This is a genomic window from Phorcysia thermohydrogeniphila, from assembly GCF_004339575.1.
GTDB classification, from domain to species: domain Bacteria; phylum Aquificota; class Aquificia; order Desulfurobacteriales; family Desulfurobacteriaceae; genus Phorcysia; species Phorcysia thermohydrogeniphila.
Genome location: NZ_SMFV01000006.1, coordinates 26995 through 42847 on the forward strand (window position 1 = coordinate 26995; position 15853 = coordinate 42847).

Genomic DNA, 15853 nt, shown 5'->3' on the forward strand with positions numbered 1-15853 from the left:
CCTCCGAAATTTGAGTTTCGTTCTACTGCTTGTAATTCCTTAATTCTGATTTTATCCCCTTTTTATCCTTTTTTGTTAAAGGAAAGGGAAAATATGAAAAATAGCTTTCCTCAAAGGCTTGTCTTGAAATGATTTTAAAAAGTTGAAAATATTTTTAGACAAAGTGTGTTGTAATATTCTTTATGTCCCTAAGTAAAGTCAAATAGGAAAAAGGGGGCAGAAGCCCCCGGGATTAGAGCTCTCCCCTCTTTTGCTTTATCTTGGCCTGAGCGGCGGCAAGTCTTGCTATTGGAACTCTGAACGGAGATGGGCTTATGTACTTAACGCCAACTTTCTGGAAGAAGTCTATGGAGCGAGGGTCTCCTCCGTGCTCTCCACATATACCGGTCTTAATGCCTTCCCTTACCTTGTTACCTTTCTCTATGGCTATCCTTATGAGCTCTCCAACACCGCTTTCATCTATGTGGACAAATGGGTCTCCTTCAAGAATTCCACGCTCTATGTACTCTCCTATGAACTTGCCGGCATCGTCCCTTGAAAGTCCAAAGGCCATCTGTGTAAGGTCGTTTGTACCGAAAGAGAAATACTCGGCGTAACGGGCGAGCTTGTCTGCAATTAGAGCTGCACGGGGAATTTCAACCATCGTTCCAACTTGGTAAGGAACTTCTACGCCGGTCTCAAGGAATACTTCTGCAGCAACCTTGTCTATGAGCTTTTTGAGTTCCGCAAGCTCTTTGTCGTCTGCAATGAGTGGAAGCATTATCTCGGGGAATACTTCTATACCGTTCTTCTTGCAGTGGCAGGCAGCTTCAAGGATAGCTCTTACCTGCATCTCGTATATCTCAGGGTAAACGATTCCAAGCCTTGAACCCCTAAGACCGAGCATAGGGTTGACTTCTTGGAGCTCTTCAGCCCTCTTCTTAACCTCTTCAACCGGAAGCCCCATCTCCTTGGCCGTTCTCTCAAACTCCTCCTCTGTTCTTGGGAGGAACTCGTGGAGTGGTGGGTCAAGGAGTCTGATGTTTACGGGAAGGCCGTTCATAGCCTCAAAGATTGCAATGAAGTCAGCCCTCTGCATTGGAAGGAGCTTTTCAAGAGCTCTCTTCCTCTCCTCAGGTGTTTTAGCAAGAATCATCTCACGAACAACGGGGATTCTCTCTTCCTTAAAGAACATGTGCTCCGTTCTACAGAGTCCGATACCCTCTGCTCCGAACTCTCTACCCTGTCTTGCGTCCTCTGGAGTATCGGCGTTAACCCTGACCTGCATATCCCTTATCTCATCTGCCCACTTCATAAGCTCTTCAAACTCTCCGGATATGTGGGCAGGGATTGTCTTCACCTCACCGTGGAAGATTTCTCCCGTAGAGCCGTCTATGGTTATAACCTCACCTTCCTTGACGACAACGTCGCCAACGCGGAACTCCTTCTTGTCGTAGTCAATCTGGATGGACTCAGCTCCAGCGATACAGGTCTTACCCATTCCCCTTGCAACAACGGCAGCGTGGGATGTCATTCCACCGCGGGCGGTGAGGATACCCTCGGCTGCGTGCATTCCGTGGATGTCCTCAGGGGAAGTTTCGTGCCTTACGAGGATTACTTTTTCGCCCTTTTCGGCAAGCTCTACGGCGTCGTCAGCGTTAAATACAACTTTTCCGGAAACTGCTCCGGGAGCTGCAGGAAGACCTTTTGCAATGAGCCTCCCCTCTGCAATTGCCCTCTTCCTGTCCTCCTCGTCAATCATTGGGTGGAGGAGCTGGTTGATGAGGAGGGGGTCAACCCTCATAATGGCTTCTTCTTTTGTAATGAGACCTTCCTTAACCATATCAACGGCAATCTTTACAGCAGCCCTCGCCGTCCTCTTTCCTGCCCTTGTTTGGAGCATCCAGAGACGGCCGTTCTCTATGGTGAACTCAATGTCCTGCATGTCTCTATAGTGCTTTTCAAGTATCTCCCTTACCTCTAAGAGCTGTTTGTAAACCTCGGGAAACTCCTCCTCTAAGGAAGTCTGGCCTTCGGAGGTTTTCTGAGACTTTGTAAGGGGCTGTGGAGTTCTGATTCCGGCAACGACGTCCTCACCCTGAGCGTTCTTGAGGTATTCACCGTAGAACTCGTTCTCTCCCGTTGATGGGTTTCTCGTGAAGGCAACGCCAGTTCCGGAGGTGTCTCCCATGTTTCCAAAGACCATTGCAACGATGTTTACGGCCGTTCCGTAGTCTTCTGGGATGTTGTGAATTTCGCGGTACTTTATAGCCCTTGGGTTGTTCCATGAGTCAAATACAGCCCTTATGGCCATACGGAGCTGTTCGTAGGGGTCTTGAGGAAAGTCCTTACCGGTTTCCTTCTTGACGAGCTCTTTATACTTTTCTACAATATCCTTTAGGTCTTCTGCCGTTAGGTCTACGTCCTGCTTTGCTCCGACCTCCCTCTTTTTCTCCTCCAAGATGTGCTCAAACTTGTCGTGGGGAATTCCCATTACAACGTTTCCGAACATCTGGATGAAACGCCTGTAAGAGTCCCAAGCAAACCTTTCATTTCCGGTTGACTTTGCAAGTCCCTCAACGGTTTCGTCGTTGAGTCCGAGGTTTAGGATTGTGTCCATCATTCCGGGCATGGAGACTGGAGCTCCAGACCTAACAGAAACAAGGAGTGGATTTTCCTTATCGCCGAACTTTTTGCCCATTTCATCTTCAATCTTCTTGAGCCCTTCAAGAACCTGCTCCCACATACCTTCTGGGAACTGCTTTCCAAGGGCGTAGTACTCCCTACAAACCTCTGTTGTTATGGTTATACCCGGAGGAACTGGAAGACCGAGGTTGGTCATTTCGGCAAGGTTAGCTCCTTTACCACCTAAGAGAAGTTTCATATCTGCTCTACCTTCGGCCTTTCCACCGCCAAAGTAGTAAACCATCTTTTTGCCGGACATGCCGTGCCCCCCTTTAAAGTCCAATTTTTGAGAAGTCTGCGAGTTTGAGTAACTCGTCGGCTATGGTTTTAAGAAGGCTAAGCCTTCTATTTCTTACGTTTTCGTCCTTGTCCATAACCATAACGTTGTCAAAGAAGGCATCAACTGCCGGTTTTAGCTCCTTTATAAGGAGGAGAGCTCCCCTGTAATCTCCAGAGGATATGAGCTTTTGGAGCTCTTCCCTCTTTTCACTGAAGCTATTAAAGAGGTTAGTCTCGTACTCACCTTCAGGCTCAAGGTGCTCTATCTTAATAAAGCCTTCGGGAATGATGTTTATAACCCTTCTCATCGTTATGAGAACGTCGTCAAACTCCTCAGAATTCCTCAGGTCGTCTATCGCCTCAGCCCTTAAAAGGATGTCGTAGATGTCGTCGGTTACAGGAAGAACGGCCTCAATCGTGTCTGGCCTGTGTCCCTTCTCTCTGAGGAAGACCCTTAACCTTTCCTTGATGAATGAGAGGACTTCCTGAGACGTTCCCTCTGAAACGTCTATCCCAAGCTCCCTGTAGAGGTTTTCTGCCTTCTCAAGAATCTGAGAAAGACCTAAGGAGAGTTTATTTAAAACGAGAGTCTGGATTATACCGAGGGCGTTTCTCCTCAAAGAAAACGGGTCTGCAGAGCCTGTTGGCTTTATTCCGACGCCGAAGAAGCCAACTAAGTTGTCAACCTTTTCGGCAATCGCTAAGGAGATTCCCGCTTTAGTTTCTGCAACCTTATCGCCTGAAAACCTCGGGAAGTAGTGTTCCTCTATTGCAAGGGCTACCTCTTCCTCCTCTCCGTCAAGGAGGGCATAGTACTTACCCATAGTTCCCTGAAGTTCTGGGAACTCGTTAACCATCTCTGTTAAGAGGTCGGTTTTTGCAAGCTCTGCTGCCCTTTTTACTTTTTCATTTTCATCAAAGCCGAGCTTTTCTGAAACGAAAGGAGAGAGCTCTTTAATCCTTTCGGTTTTATCAAGCATCGTTCCGAGTTTTTCGTGGAAGACGATACCCTTTAAGGCAGGGACTCTCTCTTCAAGTTTCTTCTTCCTGTCCTCGTTAAAGAAGAAGAGGGCGTCTGATAGCCTTGCCCTTAGGACTTTTTCATACCCTCTACGGATAATATCCTCATCTACGGGCTTTATATTTGCAACGCCAATGAAGTAGTTCTTTAACTTACCTTCACCGTCAACGACTGAGAAGAACTTTTGATGGTCCTTCATAACGACGATGGGAACTTCTTTTGGAAGCTGTAGGAACTCCTCGCTGAAAGAGCCACGTATCGGATAGGGGTACTCAACGAGGTTTACAACTTCTTCAAGGAGCTCCTCGTCGGCTAAGAGCTCCCCACCTGCCTCTTCTGCCAACTTCCTTGCCGTATCAAGGATAATTGCCTTCCTCTTCTCTAAACTAGCAACAACAAAACGGCTCTCAAGCTCATCAATAAAGGAGTTTACGTTTTCTATTTCAAAAGGTTCAGGGGAGAGGAATCTATGGCCGAAAGAAGTTTTTCCACTTTTAATGCCGTCCACCTCAAAGGGCACAACCTCTTCACCGTAAACGGCTGCTATCCAGCGGATAGGTCTACCAAAGCGAACTTTTTTAGTTCCCCAGCGCATACTCTTTTTAAAGGGAATTGAGAGGATGAGCTCCGGCAAAACTTGAGAGAGAATCTGAACTGCCGGCTTACCCTTTACTGTTCTCCTGACGGCAACGTACTCCCCTTTCCTTCCGGGAGGATTCTCTACCCTGATGAGCTCCTCTACACTAACGCCCCTTGACCTTGCAAATCCGAGGGCGGCCTTTGTTGGGTTGCCATTTTCGTCAAAGGCAGCCCTTACAGATGGCCCAACTATGAGCTCTTCCCTATTTGGCTGAACCTCAGGAACGTCGTAGGCGATAACTATAAGCCTTCTTGGCGTTCCGTAGGTTTCTACGCCGGAAGGAGGAATGTATGCAGAAGAGAGCTTTTCCTGAATCTTCTCTTTAAGGAAGGAAAGTGCAGGTTTAATAAAAGATGCTGGAAGTTCTTCACAGCCTATTTCAAGAAGAAAGTTTTGCGTCTTCACCTCTACCCTCTTTTTCAAGGTACTTTTTGGCGCACTTAGAGGCGAGTCTTCTAACCCTTGCTATAAAGGCAGCCCTTTCGGCTACAGAGATAGCTCCGCGGGCGTCAAGAAGGTTAAAGACGTGGGAACACTTGAGACAGTAGTCGTAGGCCGGTAAAACAAGCCCCTCCTCAACGAGCCTTTCAGACTCTTTTTCGTACATGTTAAAGAGAGAAAAGAGCATTTCGGTATCTGCCTTCTCAAAGTTGTAAGTTGACCACTCCCTTTCGTTTTCCTTGTATAAATCCCCGTACTTGACCCCTTCTGTCCACTCTATATCGTAAACGCTGTCAACCCCTTGAATGTACATCGCAATTCTTTCAAGGCCGTAGGTAATCTCAACAGAAACGGGGTCAAGGGTTATCCCGCCGGCCTGCTGGAAGTAGGTAAATTGAGTTATCTCCATACCGTCAAGCCAGACTTCCCAGCCAAGTCCCCAAGCTCCAAGTGTCGGGGACTCCCAGTCGTCCTCAACAAAGCGGATGTCGTGCTCATTTAACTTTATCCCGAGGGCTTCAAGGCTACCCAAGTAAAGTTCCTGAGAGTTTTCTGGTGACGGCTTTAAGATTACCTGAAACTGGAAGTAGTGCTGGAGTCTGTTGGGGTTTTCACCGTAACGGCCGTCGGCAGGACGCCTGCAGGGCTGAACGTAGGCAACGTTCCAAGGCTCTTTTCCGAGGACTTTCAGGAAGGTAAACGGGTGCATCGTTCCTGCACCCTGTTCAACATCGTAGGGAGAAGCTATAATACATCCCTTTGAAGCCCAGTACTCCTGTAACGTGAAAATTATCTCCTGAAAGGTCAAGGTAGTTCTCCCTTACAAGAAGTGTTCTGCCTGCGTAATTTTAGTTTGATAATAAATTTCAGTCAAATTCTTTCGGAGGGGAAAGATGACTTCTGCCGTAGTTATCTTCTCAGGTGGTCTTGACTCCACAACGGCCCTCTACTGGGCAAAGAGGGAGTTTGACGAGGTTTACGCCATAACATTTTACTACGGTCAAAGGCACTCCTTAGAAGTTGAAATGGCAAAGATAACTGCAAAGAACGCTAAGGTAAAAGAACACCTCCTCTTTGAGGTTGACCTTTCTAAGGTAGGAGCTTCAGCCCTTACCGATAAAAGCATAGAAGTTCCCGAAACAAAGAGCGTTGAGGAGATAAAGGAGAGGGGAATCCCTGTAACCTACGTTCCTTTTAGGAACGGCGTGTTTATCTCAATTGCGGCGGCTTACGCAGAAAGCCTTGGAACTACACACCTTGTTGGAGGGTGGAACGCCGTTGACTACAGCGGTTATCCGGACTGTCGCCCGGAGTTCTTAAGGGCTATGGAGGAGACCCTTAACAGGGGAACAAAGCTCGGAGCCGAGGGAAGAAAGTGGCAGATTCACGCTCCGTTACTTTACCTTACTAAGGGAGAAATAATAAAGCTCGGACTTGAGCTTGGGGCAGACTACTCCTATTCCCTTTCGTGCTACAGGGGAAGTGAAGTTCCCTGTATGAAGTGCGATAGTTGCGTTCTAAGGGCAAAAGGTTGGGCAGAAGTCGGAGTTACAGACCACCTGATTGAGAGGCTGAAAAGAGAGGGGAAGATAGTAGAGTAGGTTAGTCAAAGAGGACACTGCAGAGCTTACCGATAACGGTGTTTGAGATAAAAAGTCCCGGAGTTCCCAAAGAGAGCTCCGGCTCTCTATAGACCAAATAACCTTCCTCAAGTAAAAGCTGAAGCGCCGGCTCTTTTTGAAGGGCTGATTCAAACTTTTCCTTTAAACCTAACTCATTAAGGTTAACGCCCCTCAAGAGCCTCATTCCCATTATGAGCCTTAACTCCTTTTCCTCTTCTTCGCTGTGGTCAACGGTTTCCTCTATAAAAGGCCTACCCTCTAAGAGAGCTCTCACGTACTCCTTAACGTCAGAGATGTTCTTTGTGTAACGGCCATTTACGTAGGAGGCTGCAGAAGGGCCAATCCCGATGTAGTTTCTTAACTCCCAGTAACTTAAGTTGTGCTTTGACTCAAACCCCGGTAGTGAGAAGTTTGAAATCTCGTAGTGCTTAAAGCCTGAAGACTCTAAGGATTCCTTTATAAGGTAGTACATCTCCCTGAGGAGCTCTTCTGGAGGTAACTCCTGTTTCCCCGATTTGACCAAGCTATAAAGAGGCGTTTCCTCGTAGACAGTTAGGGCGTAAGTAGAAACGTGCTTTACCGGAAAGGAGAGGAGTATTTCTAAGTCTTTCTGGAGTTCCTTTAAGCTCTGGCCGGGGACGCCGTAGATGATGTCAACTGAAACGTTTGAGAAGACGGAGAGGGTCTCTTCAAGGGCTTTTAGGTTTTCGCTGGAGCTCTGTCTTCTACCGAGGGTTTTAAGGGTTTTGTCTAAGAAACTCTGAATACCCAAGCTTACCCTGTTTACTCCGGCCTCTTTTAGAAGATTTAGGTAGTCCCTCTTTACATCCTCGGGGTTTATCTCAACTGTAACCTCTGAAAACTGCCCGACAGCTCTCAGTATTGACTCAAAAAACTCAACCCCCATAAGGGAGGGAGTTCCACCTCCAAAGTAGATAGTTGGAAACTGAACAAACTCTGGAGAGCGGTAGGAGAGTTCAAGAAGGACGGCTTTGGCGTAGGACTTTTTTAAATCAAGACGTGGAACGGAGTAGAAGTCGCAGTAGGGACACTTACTTCTGCAGAAAGGAACGTGAACGTAAAGGGAGCTAATCAGCTTGCCCTCTCAAGCTGGTTGATTTTCTCCTTTATGTCAGGGTCGTTTAAGACCCTGTCGGCTTCCCTGTACCAGAGGAGAGCTCTATCCTTTTCCCCCATCTCCTCGTATATCTCACCAATAGTTTCCTTGAGCCTTGCCCTCTCCTCTTCTGTAAGGCGGGAATCGTTGACGTAATCCATAAGGAAGGCAATGGCATCTCTAAACCTTCCCTTAAGCCTATAGGCGTTGGCAATTAGCTGAATAGCCTTAAAGAAGTGTTTATCAAAGTTCATCGCTTTCTTTGCGTTCTCTACAGCGCTGTCAAAGTTTCCAATACCCAACATGGCCTCAGCCATTGAGATATACTTCGTTCCGTCTTCTTCCAGTCTCCTTATTTCTGTGCTTATATCTTTTTCTTCCTTCGGTTCCTCAGAGCTCCTTACATACTCCTGAGCTACAGTCTCAAAGTTGCCCTCTATGACTTGGTCAAGAGCTCCCAGTATCTCGTCAACATCAGGTAGTTCTTCAGCAGAGAACGAGACGTGCATCTCTTCAAGATCTGGATACTTGGAGCTGACCGTTGTAAACAGAACTTTATACATGTTGCTGTCAAGGAGTTTGAGCTTCTCAAGGTACTCGTAACCCTCTTCTACCTCTCCCAGCTCAAAGTTTACTAAGGAAAGTAAAAAGTACTTAGCCTTTGGAGAGGTAACAGACTTAGCAATGTTTTTAAGGAAGTTCAGCCTGTGGGTAGCCTTGAAGACAGAAACGACAAACTTAAGGAAATCAGGGTTATCGTGGTACTCCTCTATTAGCTTGATAAGCAGGGTACTTACGTTACCGTCAGAAAGGTAAGAAAGGGTTTCCACTATTTGTCTATCTAAATTCTCAGTCTGTTTTATTTCACGGGCTTTAAGGAAAGCCCTAAGGGCGGCCTTGAAGTTGCCAAGGTTGGCATACATATTCCCCGTAAGAATGTAATTCGTGAACGCCTCTTCCTTCCTTCCCTCCTGCATAAGGATGTCTGCGTACTTCTCGTAAAAGAGAGGGTGAAACTGTTCCTGAAGGAACTTTTCAAAGAGGCTCGTTAGAATTTCTGTCTTTCCACCGCTCTTTTTAAACTCCCTGTAGGCCTCCTCTAAGACTTTAAAGGCTTCATAAAAGAGCTCTTTCTTTCTATAGGCCTGTATAAGAAGCTTAAGGGCCTGAACGTTAAGGGGGTCTATTTTGAGAACCTTCTTAAGTATAGGAATAGCAATATCGTAGTACTCCTCTTTAATTTTTTTCTCAGCAAAGCTAAGGAGTGCCTTAACTGCCTTCTCCTTCTTACCGAGCTTAACAAGGGCGTCTACGTAAGAGTTCAGTATAGAAACCGAATCTGGGTACTTTTTGATTAGCTTTTCTCCTATTTCTGCAACCGTCAAGTAGTCCCTACTACTTACGGCGCGACTGAACTCTTCCTCTTCAGAACGTTTCTTAAACAGGCCAAAGAAACCCAACTTCCCTCCGTAAGCTCCAAAGTTTATTTCAGTTCTACTCGTGTATTATAATACATCTTGGCTATCAATATGATAAACTGCATAAGTTTAAAATATTTTAAAACTCATAATTGCCTCTACACGTTCTAATGAACATTTTATTACAAAAAAGCAGTAAGGTGGATGCAAAATGAAAAGAGCCTTCACGCTCCTTGAGCTTGTAATAGTTCTGGTGATTATCTCTCTCGTTTCCATAGTAACACTACCGGCCTTCGTAAATAGAGGAAGTAACTCCTTAGAAGGATTTGAAAATCAGATAAAGAGCGTAATGGGAAGCTTATTCTCCTTCTCCTCAACTCCTGAAGTTTGTATAGATTTCAAAAACAGTACCGTAGAAGTTTCGGGGGATAAAGTACCCTTTCCGGATGGATTTGAGCTAACGAGCTTCGTTTCCCCCGGCAAAATAGTTTCGTCCCATAGTGTCTCTAAATACTGCTTCTCTGGAAATACCCCTACAGTTTTTGGGCTCATAGCGAAGGGAGATTCGGTATACTACACAGTAATGGTATTCATCCCCTCTGGGGAAACCCACATAATGCAACTAAATGAAGCAGAAGCAGAAACCTTCAAGGATAAGATTCTCAAGGGGAGGATAGCGGAGTGGTTCAGCTTTTACTCATCCTAATACTACTTGCTATAATGGGATTGTTCCTCTTTTCAATTAGGCTCTTTTTCTACATGAAAGAGCTATTTTTAAAGGTAGAAGAAGTAGAAGCTGAACTCGTAAAGCTTGACAAAAAAATCACTGAACTTGCAGACGAACTCGCAAGAAAAGAGGGCGAAATAAAGTTCCTTCAGAATCAGTACAAGGTATTCATAAAAGCCTTGGAGGAGCAGGAGAGATGAAGGATTTTATATCAATGCTTGATGCTGACATGCTCTTCATAGAGAACATCATCCACTTAAGCGCATTCTTAAAAGAAAAGCAGAAAAAAGGGGAAATTTACAGGCCTCTTGAAGGCTTTACGGCAGCCCTAATCTTTGAAAAACCCTCTACCAGAACCCGCGTCTCCTTTGAGGTGGGCGTGTACCAGCTTGGAGGACACGGGGTTTATATGGACACCCAAGGCTCACAGCTTGGTAGGGGAGAACCTATTAAAGACACAGCAAGAGTTCTCTCCCGCTACGTTGACCTAATAGTTATAAGGACATTCGGCCAAGAGAGAGTAGAGGAGCTGGCAAGGTACTCAGACGTTCCAGTTATAAACGCCCTCACGGACGAAGAGCATCCCTGTCAAGTTCTTGCAGACCTCTTTACAATTTGGGAGTACAAGAGGACACTAAAAGGTTTAAAGGTTGCCTTCATAGGCGACGGCAACAACATGTGTAACTCTTGGCTCATTGCAGCAGCCTTCACGGGAATGAAATTCTACGCTGCAACGCCTGAAGGTTTTGAACCTCTTGAACGCTACGTTAAGAAGGCTAAGGAAATTGCCTCAGAGACCGGCGCTGAGATTGTAGTTACAAACGACCCGGTAGAAGCAGCAAAGGATGCTGACGTTATTTACACAGATGTTTGGGCTTCAATGGGACAGGAAAAAGAGGCCGAGGAGAGAAAAGAGGTATTCATGCCCTATCAAGTTAACAGGGAGCTTGTAAAACACGCAAAGCCCGATTTCCTCTTTATGCACTGCCTCCCTGCCCACAGGGGAGAAGAGGTAACGGAGGAGATACTTGAAGGTGAAAGGTCTATCGTGTGGGATCAGGCAGAAAACAGGCTCCACACCCAGAAGGCCTTAATACTTAAGCTTGTAAGAAAGGCTACCCTCTAAGAGAACTACTGACAAAGAGAACAACCACTTCTCAGGGAATTTCGGGAGGAGGAAGGGAAAGGGGGATTAACCTGAAATTTTCTTATGCTTCCTTATACTCTTAACGTAGTTCTTAACAACCGTTGCTTCCTTTTCAAGGAGCTTTTTAATACCAAAGTAAGAGAGTACCGAGAATATCGTTCCGAGAAAGATTCCACCGACAAACATGGGAAGTATTATCTCTTTCCCTGCAGAAATAAGGCTACTTAATGAAGTGAAATCTACGTGGGGAGTACAGGCTTTCCTTCCTAAGAGGAAACAACCAACGTAGTAGTCAATTATTAAAACTGGAATCGTAGTCCAAGGGTTCGTTACGTGAGTTCCGATAGCAGCAGCCATTTTACTGACTCTTGTTAAGGCTGCAATGGTAACGGCAATGAGAACCTGAAATCCATTAATGGGAAGGAAACCAATAAAAACTCCAAGTGCAAGCCCCTTTGCCATCTCGTCGGGGCTTTCCTTCATCTCTAAAAGCTTGTTAAGGTAATACTTCAAGGATAAAGCTTTTTTTATCCTGTTTTTCATAACAGGCTTAATATTACAATATTGGAAAAGGAAGGGCAAGCCTGAAAGCTTGCAGTTTTCCCTTTATACCCCTCCGAGCTACTTTTTATTTTTATTAAAGGGGAGGAAAAACCTCCCCTTCTGTTTTTACCTTGTCTTTGAATGGCACTCCATACAGTCCATCTTCGTCTTCTGGAATCCTTTAATCTTTACAGGGACAAGCCTACCCTCGTGGTAGTCGTTGAGGAGTTCCACCGTCTTCCTCGCAACGCTTGCAGAGAGCCTTGCACACCTTTCAGACCTTTCCTTGCTGTTGTAGGCAATGTGTCTTCCAAAGTGGTTTGTCGCGGCCTTACACCACTTCATAACAGATACGTGACAGAGTGGAGAGTTGGAAACGCTCTTTGGATAGGCAACCTTCCCTTTAGGAACAAAGGTAGGGAGCTCCGTCTTCTCATACCAGCTAAAGAGAGTATCTATCAGCTTCCCGTAGTCCTTGCAGGTTAGGGTTATTATTCCGCAAGCACCGTTGAGAGTTCCACACACAGTTCCCCAGCCTACAATTCCGCCCTTACCGTAAACGTAGAGCTCTGAAGGTATGTAGGTATAGGGCTCTCCAACCTTCTCCTTAAGCTCATCAAGTATTGCAGCAAAGACTGCATAGGCGCAGTGTCCCTTGCGGTAGTAGTTGTAAGCCCTCTGAGCAACTCTTTCTGGGTCAAGTTTAACGTAAGGGTATGGTAGGTTGGTATTTTCTCCCCTGCTTGCAAGGGCAATACCACCTCCAGCCGCAACTCCAACAGCAACACCTAAACCAACCTTTAGGCCGTTCTTAAGGAAGTTTCTTCTATCCATGGCATCCTCCTTAACCACCATTTAGTGGTTAATATATCAGCTAAGTTGTCAAGTGTCAACTTAACCCTAATATTTAGCTCTGGTTACCTCTTGCAAAATACGCCTTTGGGAGATAGGATGAAAATCCAGCTTGACGAGGAAGTTATAAAGCTACTTAAGGAGTACAGCTTAAACAGCTACGAGGCAAAGGCCTACTACGTTCTGCTTCTACTTGGAGAGGCAACGGCAACATTAATAGCCCGAGAAGCCCAGATACCCCAGCAGAGGGTCTACGACGCCCTCAGGTCACTTGAAAGAAAAGGATTTGTACAAGTAAAAAACACAAACCCCAAAAGGTACATTCCAATTCCTCCCCGCAAGGCGCTCAACAACAGGATAAGGCAGCTAAGACTTGAATTTGAGATAAGAGAGGACAATCTAAAGAAGCTCGTAGACAAGATTGAGGAGAAAATACCTGAAGCCAAAAATAGCTCCTTTGACAACGGCTTTCAGGTATTCATCCTTGAAGGCAGGGAGTCCATCGTAAATCAGGCTATCTCAATGATAAGCTCTGCAAGGTCAACGGTAAAAATTGCTGGAATTAAGCCCCTGTTTACTCTGGGATGCAAAGGGAACCTCAAAAAGTACCTTAAGAGAAAGGTAAAAATCCTCGCAATGGGAGAGTTTGATAAACCTTGCAAGGAAGAGATTAAAAAGCTCGGAGGCGAGTACTGCGAAGCTGCTGCCTGCTGTCAGTACCTTCTGATAGTTGATGACAGTAAACTCCTAATCGTCTACTTTGATGAAAAAGGAGCTCCAAACGGCCTCTACACCGAGAATGAAGCGATAATAAAGCCGTTCATCCTATTCTTTGATCAGCAGTGGAAAAATTGTCCCTCAAAGGATTAGACTCTACCTGAAAATTTCCTCTCTTATCTCTTGACACTCTACTGGACAGTTACTATATTACTAATCAGCAAAGCTCCCCGGTAGCTCAGCTGGTAGAGCGGGTGGCTGTTAACCACCAGGTCGCTGGTTCGAGCCCGGCCCGGGGAGCCATTTTTATTTTACCCCTCCAAAAGATTCACTTCCTCAAGGATAAAATCCCGTGAAAAACCGAGCTGTTTTTTTAGACAGGGACAATACGCTTATTCATGACGATGGATTTATCCACGAGCCAGAAAAGGTAAAGCTCTTACCCGGAGTCCCTGAAGGCTTAAAGCTCCTTAAAGAAAGTGGTTACCTTCTAATAGTCACCAGCAACCAGTCCGGTATAGGCAGGGGATACTTTCAAGAAGATGACTTTCACGCAGTCAACAGGAAACTACAGGAGTTTCTCAAACCCTACGGCGTCCAAATTGACGACTTCTTCTTCTGTCCCCACAGACCAGAAGATGGATGTAACTGCAGAAAACCCAGAACAGGAATGGTTGAAAAAGCTGCTGAAAAATGGAATATTGACGTATCAGAAAGCTTTGTCATAGGAGATAGAGATTCCGATATTCAGCTTGCGGTAAATGCAGGCTGTAAAGGTGGAGTAAAGGTAAGAACTACTCTCTTCCCAGATTTTTTAAGCGCAGCCAAACATATTGTCTCTCTCGGGGATGAAAGTTGAAGCTCTACAACAAGATAAAGAGAAAACCAGAAGACTTTATTGTTGAAGAGGTTCCCCTTCTTGAGCCTCAAGAAAAAGGAAAGTTCCATCTATTAAAACTGGTAAAGTCAAATGTTTCTACCCTTGAAGCTCTAAGAGTTCTTTCGCGTTTCACCAAGATACCGTTAAAGGAAATCGGGTTTGCCGGCCTTAAAGATAAGTTTGCAGTAACGACTCAATACCTCACCGTTCCTGTTAACTACTCTGTTGAAAAAGTATGCTTCAAACCTGTTAGAAATCGCTGGACAGAAGTCTCCCACGTAGAAATCGGCAAGGAAATGGGTTTCTGCGTTGAACCCGTTGGTTACGTTAATAGGCCCTTAGGTCTTGGAGACCTTAAGGGTAATAAGTTCACCATCACGATTAGGGAGTTTGAAAAAAGCCTAAGAGAGCGTTTCTATAGAAATCTTGAGGTTGTCAGGAACTATGGCTTTCCCAACTACTTTGGAGAACAGAGGTTTGGAAGCGTTAAGAGCAGGGACGACTTCGTTCTCCGCTACATCCTGAAAGGGGACTTTGACGGAGCTCTGAGGAGCTACTTCTTTGGCAAGAGCTCCGTTGACTTCTGGGGAGACTGGAAAAAGCTCTACAGAACCTTAGCTCCAGCTCTTGAAGAGTACGAGAAGGACCTCATAAGAGGACTCATGAGGGGACTTTCCCCGGAAAAAGCTTTTAGAATCCTTCCAAAGAACGTAAGGCTCATGTTCAACTTCGCCTTTCAGAGTTTCCTCTGGAACGAGTACTTGAGGGAGTACATTGAGGCAAAGTACCCATTCGTAAGAGTCCCCTTCATTAACAACTGGAAACTTTCCTACTACCTTGAAGTTAGTGACTTTGACTACCTCAGAGAGCTTGAAGTTCCATATACAGGACACAAACACTTACCTGAAGATAAAATCCTCAGAAGGGCAATACACAAGGTTCAGGAGAGGTACGGCATTAAGAGGGAGTGGTTTGACAAGGAAGTTGCCGGTATGGTGGTAATGACCGACGGCCTGAGGAAAGCCGTCGTTTTCCCTGAAAATTTCAAAATCCTTGAAAAGACAAAAAGGAGAATGAAAATAACCTTTACTTTACCCTCAGGAGCTTACGCAACGGTTCTCTTAAGGTTCCTCCTTAAAGCGTAGAAAGTATAGCCTGAGCCCTTTTCTCAGACTCAAGACAGCCTTCAATAAGCTCTTCCTTCGTGAAAGCTGAAAACTCCTCAGGTAACTTAACATCCTCCTCAACGATTAAACTGTTGCAGAGCTCCATAAGCTTCTCCGCAAGTTCCTTCAGCTTTCCAAGTTTGCTGTCAGGGTTGAGAAGCCCGTTAACAACTTGTTCCGAAACGCCAGCCTTTACAAGTATCTCTCTTATCTCTTCTCCCACTTCCTTCTTTACAGGTTCAAGGATTCCTACCATAAAAGCCTCATCAGCATGCTCAGGCATAATCCTTTCAGCCATGTTCCTCATCAAGTAAGCAAACTTCAGAATCTCCTTTATCTCGTCCCTACTTTTACTTTTAAGGAAAGAGGAGGTCAGCAGGACAAAAACGTAATCTTTTAAGTTTTTATAACCTAAGTAAGCAATTGTCTGAACGATAGACTTAATTTCTTTCCTCAATCCAAAGAAAGGTGAGTTTATAAATTTAAGGAGCCTAGCCGATAGGTTAGGGTCCATGCTAATGATATTAGCAATCTCATCAAGTTCTTCTCCATCTATAAGAGCCTTTATTAACCTGAGCATTACTTCCCTATTTAACTCCAGCCTTTCAACATCTGCCAT

At 45.4% G+C, this 15853-nt stretch carries 15 protein-coding genes and 1 tRNA gene; 8 read left to right on the forward strand and 8 right to left on the reverse strand.

All coding sequences use genetic code 11. The annotated features are described in order from the left end of the window. Positions 1-232: 232 nt before the first annotated feature. Genes ppdK through CLV27_RS07815 form a run of 3 tightly spaced genes read right to left on the reverse strand, consistent with a single transcriptional unit; the run spans position 233 to position 5853 of the window. Positions 233-2923 (reverse strand): pyruvate, phosphate dikinase, encoded by a 2691-nt coding sequence (gene ppdK, locus CLV27_RS07805; protein ID WP_132527535.1) that lies wholly within the window; start codon positions 2921-2923, stop codon positions 233-235. 13 nt (positions 2924-2936) lie between these two features. Continuing rightward, complete coding sequence (gene glyS, locus CLV27_RS07810; RefSeq protein WP_132527537.1) at positions 2937-5009, reverse strand: glycine--tRNA ligase subunit beta; 2073 nt, start codon at positions 5007-5009, stop codon at positions 2937-2939. Next, the gene (locus tag CLV27_RS07815) at positions 4984-5853 is read right to left on the reverse strand and encodes a glycine--tRNA ligase subunit alpha (protein ID WP_132527539.1); all 870 of its coding nucleotides are present in this window, start codon (positions 5851-5853) and stop codon (positions 4984-4986) included. The genes glyS and CLV27_RS07815 overlap by 26 nt, the downstream gene beginning before the upstream one ends. An 85-nt stretch (positions 5854-5938) precedes the next feature. On the opposite strand from CLV27_RS07815, the gene queC reads away from it, so the two are divergent. Then, positions 5939-6646, forward strand: a complete 708-nt coding sequence (gene queC / locus CLV27_RS07820) for a 7-cyano-7-deazaguanine synthase QueC (protein ID WP_132527541.1) — start codon at positions 5939-5941, stop codon at positions 6644-6646. Between the two features lies 1 nt (position 6647). Here queC and hemW read toward each other — a convergent pair whose 3' ends face one another. Then, positions 6648-7763 carry a radical SAM family heme chaperone HemW gene (hemW, locus tag CLV27_RS07825; protein ID WP_132527544.1) on the reverse strand — a complete coding sequence of 372 codons (1116 nt, stop codon included), beginning with the start codon at positions 7761-7763 and terminating at the stop codon, positions 6648-6650. Beyond that, positions 7760-9244: a tetratricopeptide repeat protein gene (locus CLV27_RS07830; protein ID WP_132527546.1), complete on the reverse strand. Its 1485-nt coding sequence runs from the start codon at positions 9242-9244 to the stop codon at positions 7760-7762. The genes hemW and CLV27_RS07830 overlap by 4 nt, the downstream gene beginning before the upstream one ends. A 169-nt stretch (positions 9245-9413) precedes the next feature. Between CLV27_RS07830 and CLV27_RS07835 the strand changes: the two genes are divergently transcribed. The 3 genes from CLV27_RS07835 to argF are packed head-to-tail and all read left to right on the forward strand — an operon-like array spanning position 9414 to position 11055. Then, the gene (locus CLV27_RS07835) at positions 9414-9908 is read left to right on the forward strand and encodes a type II secretion system protein (RefSeq protein WP_132527548.1); all 495 of its coding nucleotides are present in this window, start codon (positions 9414-9416) and stop codon (positions 9906-9908) included. Beyond that, complete coding sequence (locus tag CLV27_RS07840) at positions 9884-10129, forward strand: hypothetical protein (RefSeq protein WP_132527550.1); 246 nt, start codon at positions 9884-9886, stop codon at positions 10127-10129. The genes CLV27_RS07835 and CLV27_RS07840 overlap by 25 nt, the downstream gene beginning before the upstream one ends. Continuing rightward, the gene (argF, locus tag CLV27_RS07845; RefSeq protein ID WP_132527552.1) at positions 10126-11055 is read left to right on the forward strand and encodes an ornithine carbamoyltransferase; all 930 of its coding nucleotides are present in this window, start codon (positions 10126-10128) and stop codon (positions 11053-11055) included. Before CLV27_RS07840 ends, argF begins: the two co-directional genes overlap by 4 nt. 66 nt (positions 11056-11121) lie before the next feature. Here the strand turns inward: argF and CLV27_RS07850 are convergent, their stop codons facing one another. Both CLV27_RS07850 and CLV27_RS07855 read right to left on the reverse strand, forming a co-directional pair. Then, positions 11122-11589, reverse strand: coding sequence for a DUF2062 domain-containing protein (locus CLV27_RS07850; RefSeq protein WP_243644916.1), 468 nt, complete (start codon positions 11587-11589; stop codon positions 11122-11124). Positions 11590-11745: 156 nt separating this feature from the next. Beyond that, a complete protein-coding gene (locus tag CLV27_RS07855) occupies positions 11746-12453 on the reverse strand; it encodes a C-GCAxxG-C-C family protein (protein WP_165863714.1) in 708 nt (235 codons plus the stop codon). 117 nt (positions 12454-12570) lie between these two features. Between CLV27_RS07855 and CLV27_RS07860 the strand changes: the two genes are divergently transcribed. The 4 genes from CLV27_RS07860 to truD all read left to right on the forward strand — a co-directional run bounded on the left by CLV27_RS07860 (position 12571) and on the right by truD (position 15213). After that, the gene (locus CLV27_RS07860) at positions 12571-13341 is read left to right on the forward strand and encodes a TrmB family transcriptional regulator (protein ID WP_132527558.1); all 771 of its coding nucleotides are present in this window, start codon (positions 12571-12573) and stop codon (positions 13339-13341) included. 74 nt (positions 13342-13415) lie between these two features. Then, positions 13416-13491 (forward strand) — tRNA-Asn (locus CLV27_RS07865). 49 nt (positions 13492-13540) lie between these two features. Beyond that, positions 13541-14047, forward strand: coding sequence for a D-glycero-alpha-D-manno-heptose-1,7-bisphosphate 7-phosphatase (locus CLV27_RS07870; protein WP_132527560.1), 507 nt, complete (start codon positions 13541-13543; stop codon positions 14045-14047). Then, positions 14044-15213 carry a tRNA pseudouridine(13) synthase TruD gene (gene truD / locus CLV27_RS07875; protein ID WP_132527562.1) on the forward strand — a complete coding sequence of 390 codons (1170 nt, stop codon included), beginning with the start codon at positions 14044-14046 and terminating at the stop codon, positions 15211-15213. Before CLV27_RS07870 ends, truD begins: the two co-directional genes overlap by 4 nt. Here the strand turns inward: truD and CLV27_RS07880 are convergent. Continuing rightward, the gene (locus CLV27_RS07880) at positions 15203-15853 is read right to left on the reverse strand and encodes an HDOD domain-containing protein (RefSeq protein ID WP_132527564.1); all 651 of its coding nucleotides are present in this window, start codon (positions 15851-15853) and stop codon (positions 15203-15205) included. The genes truD and CLV27_RS07880 overlap by 11 nt on opposite strands.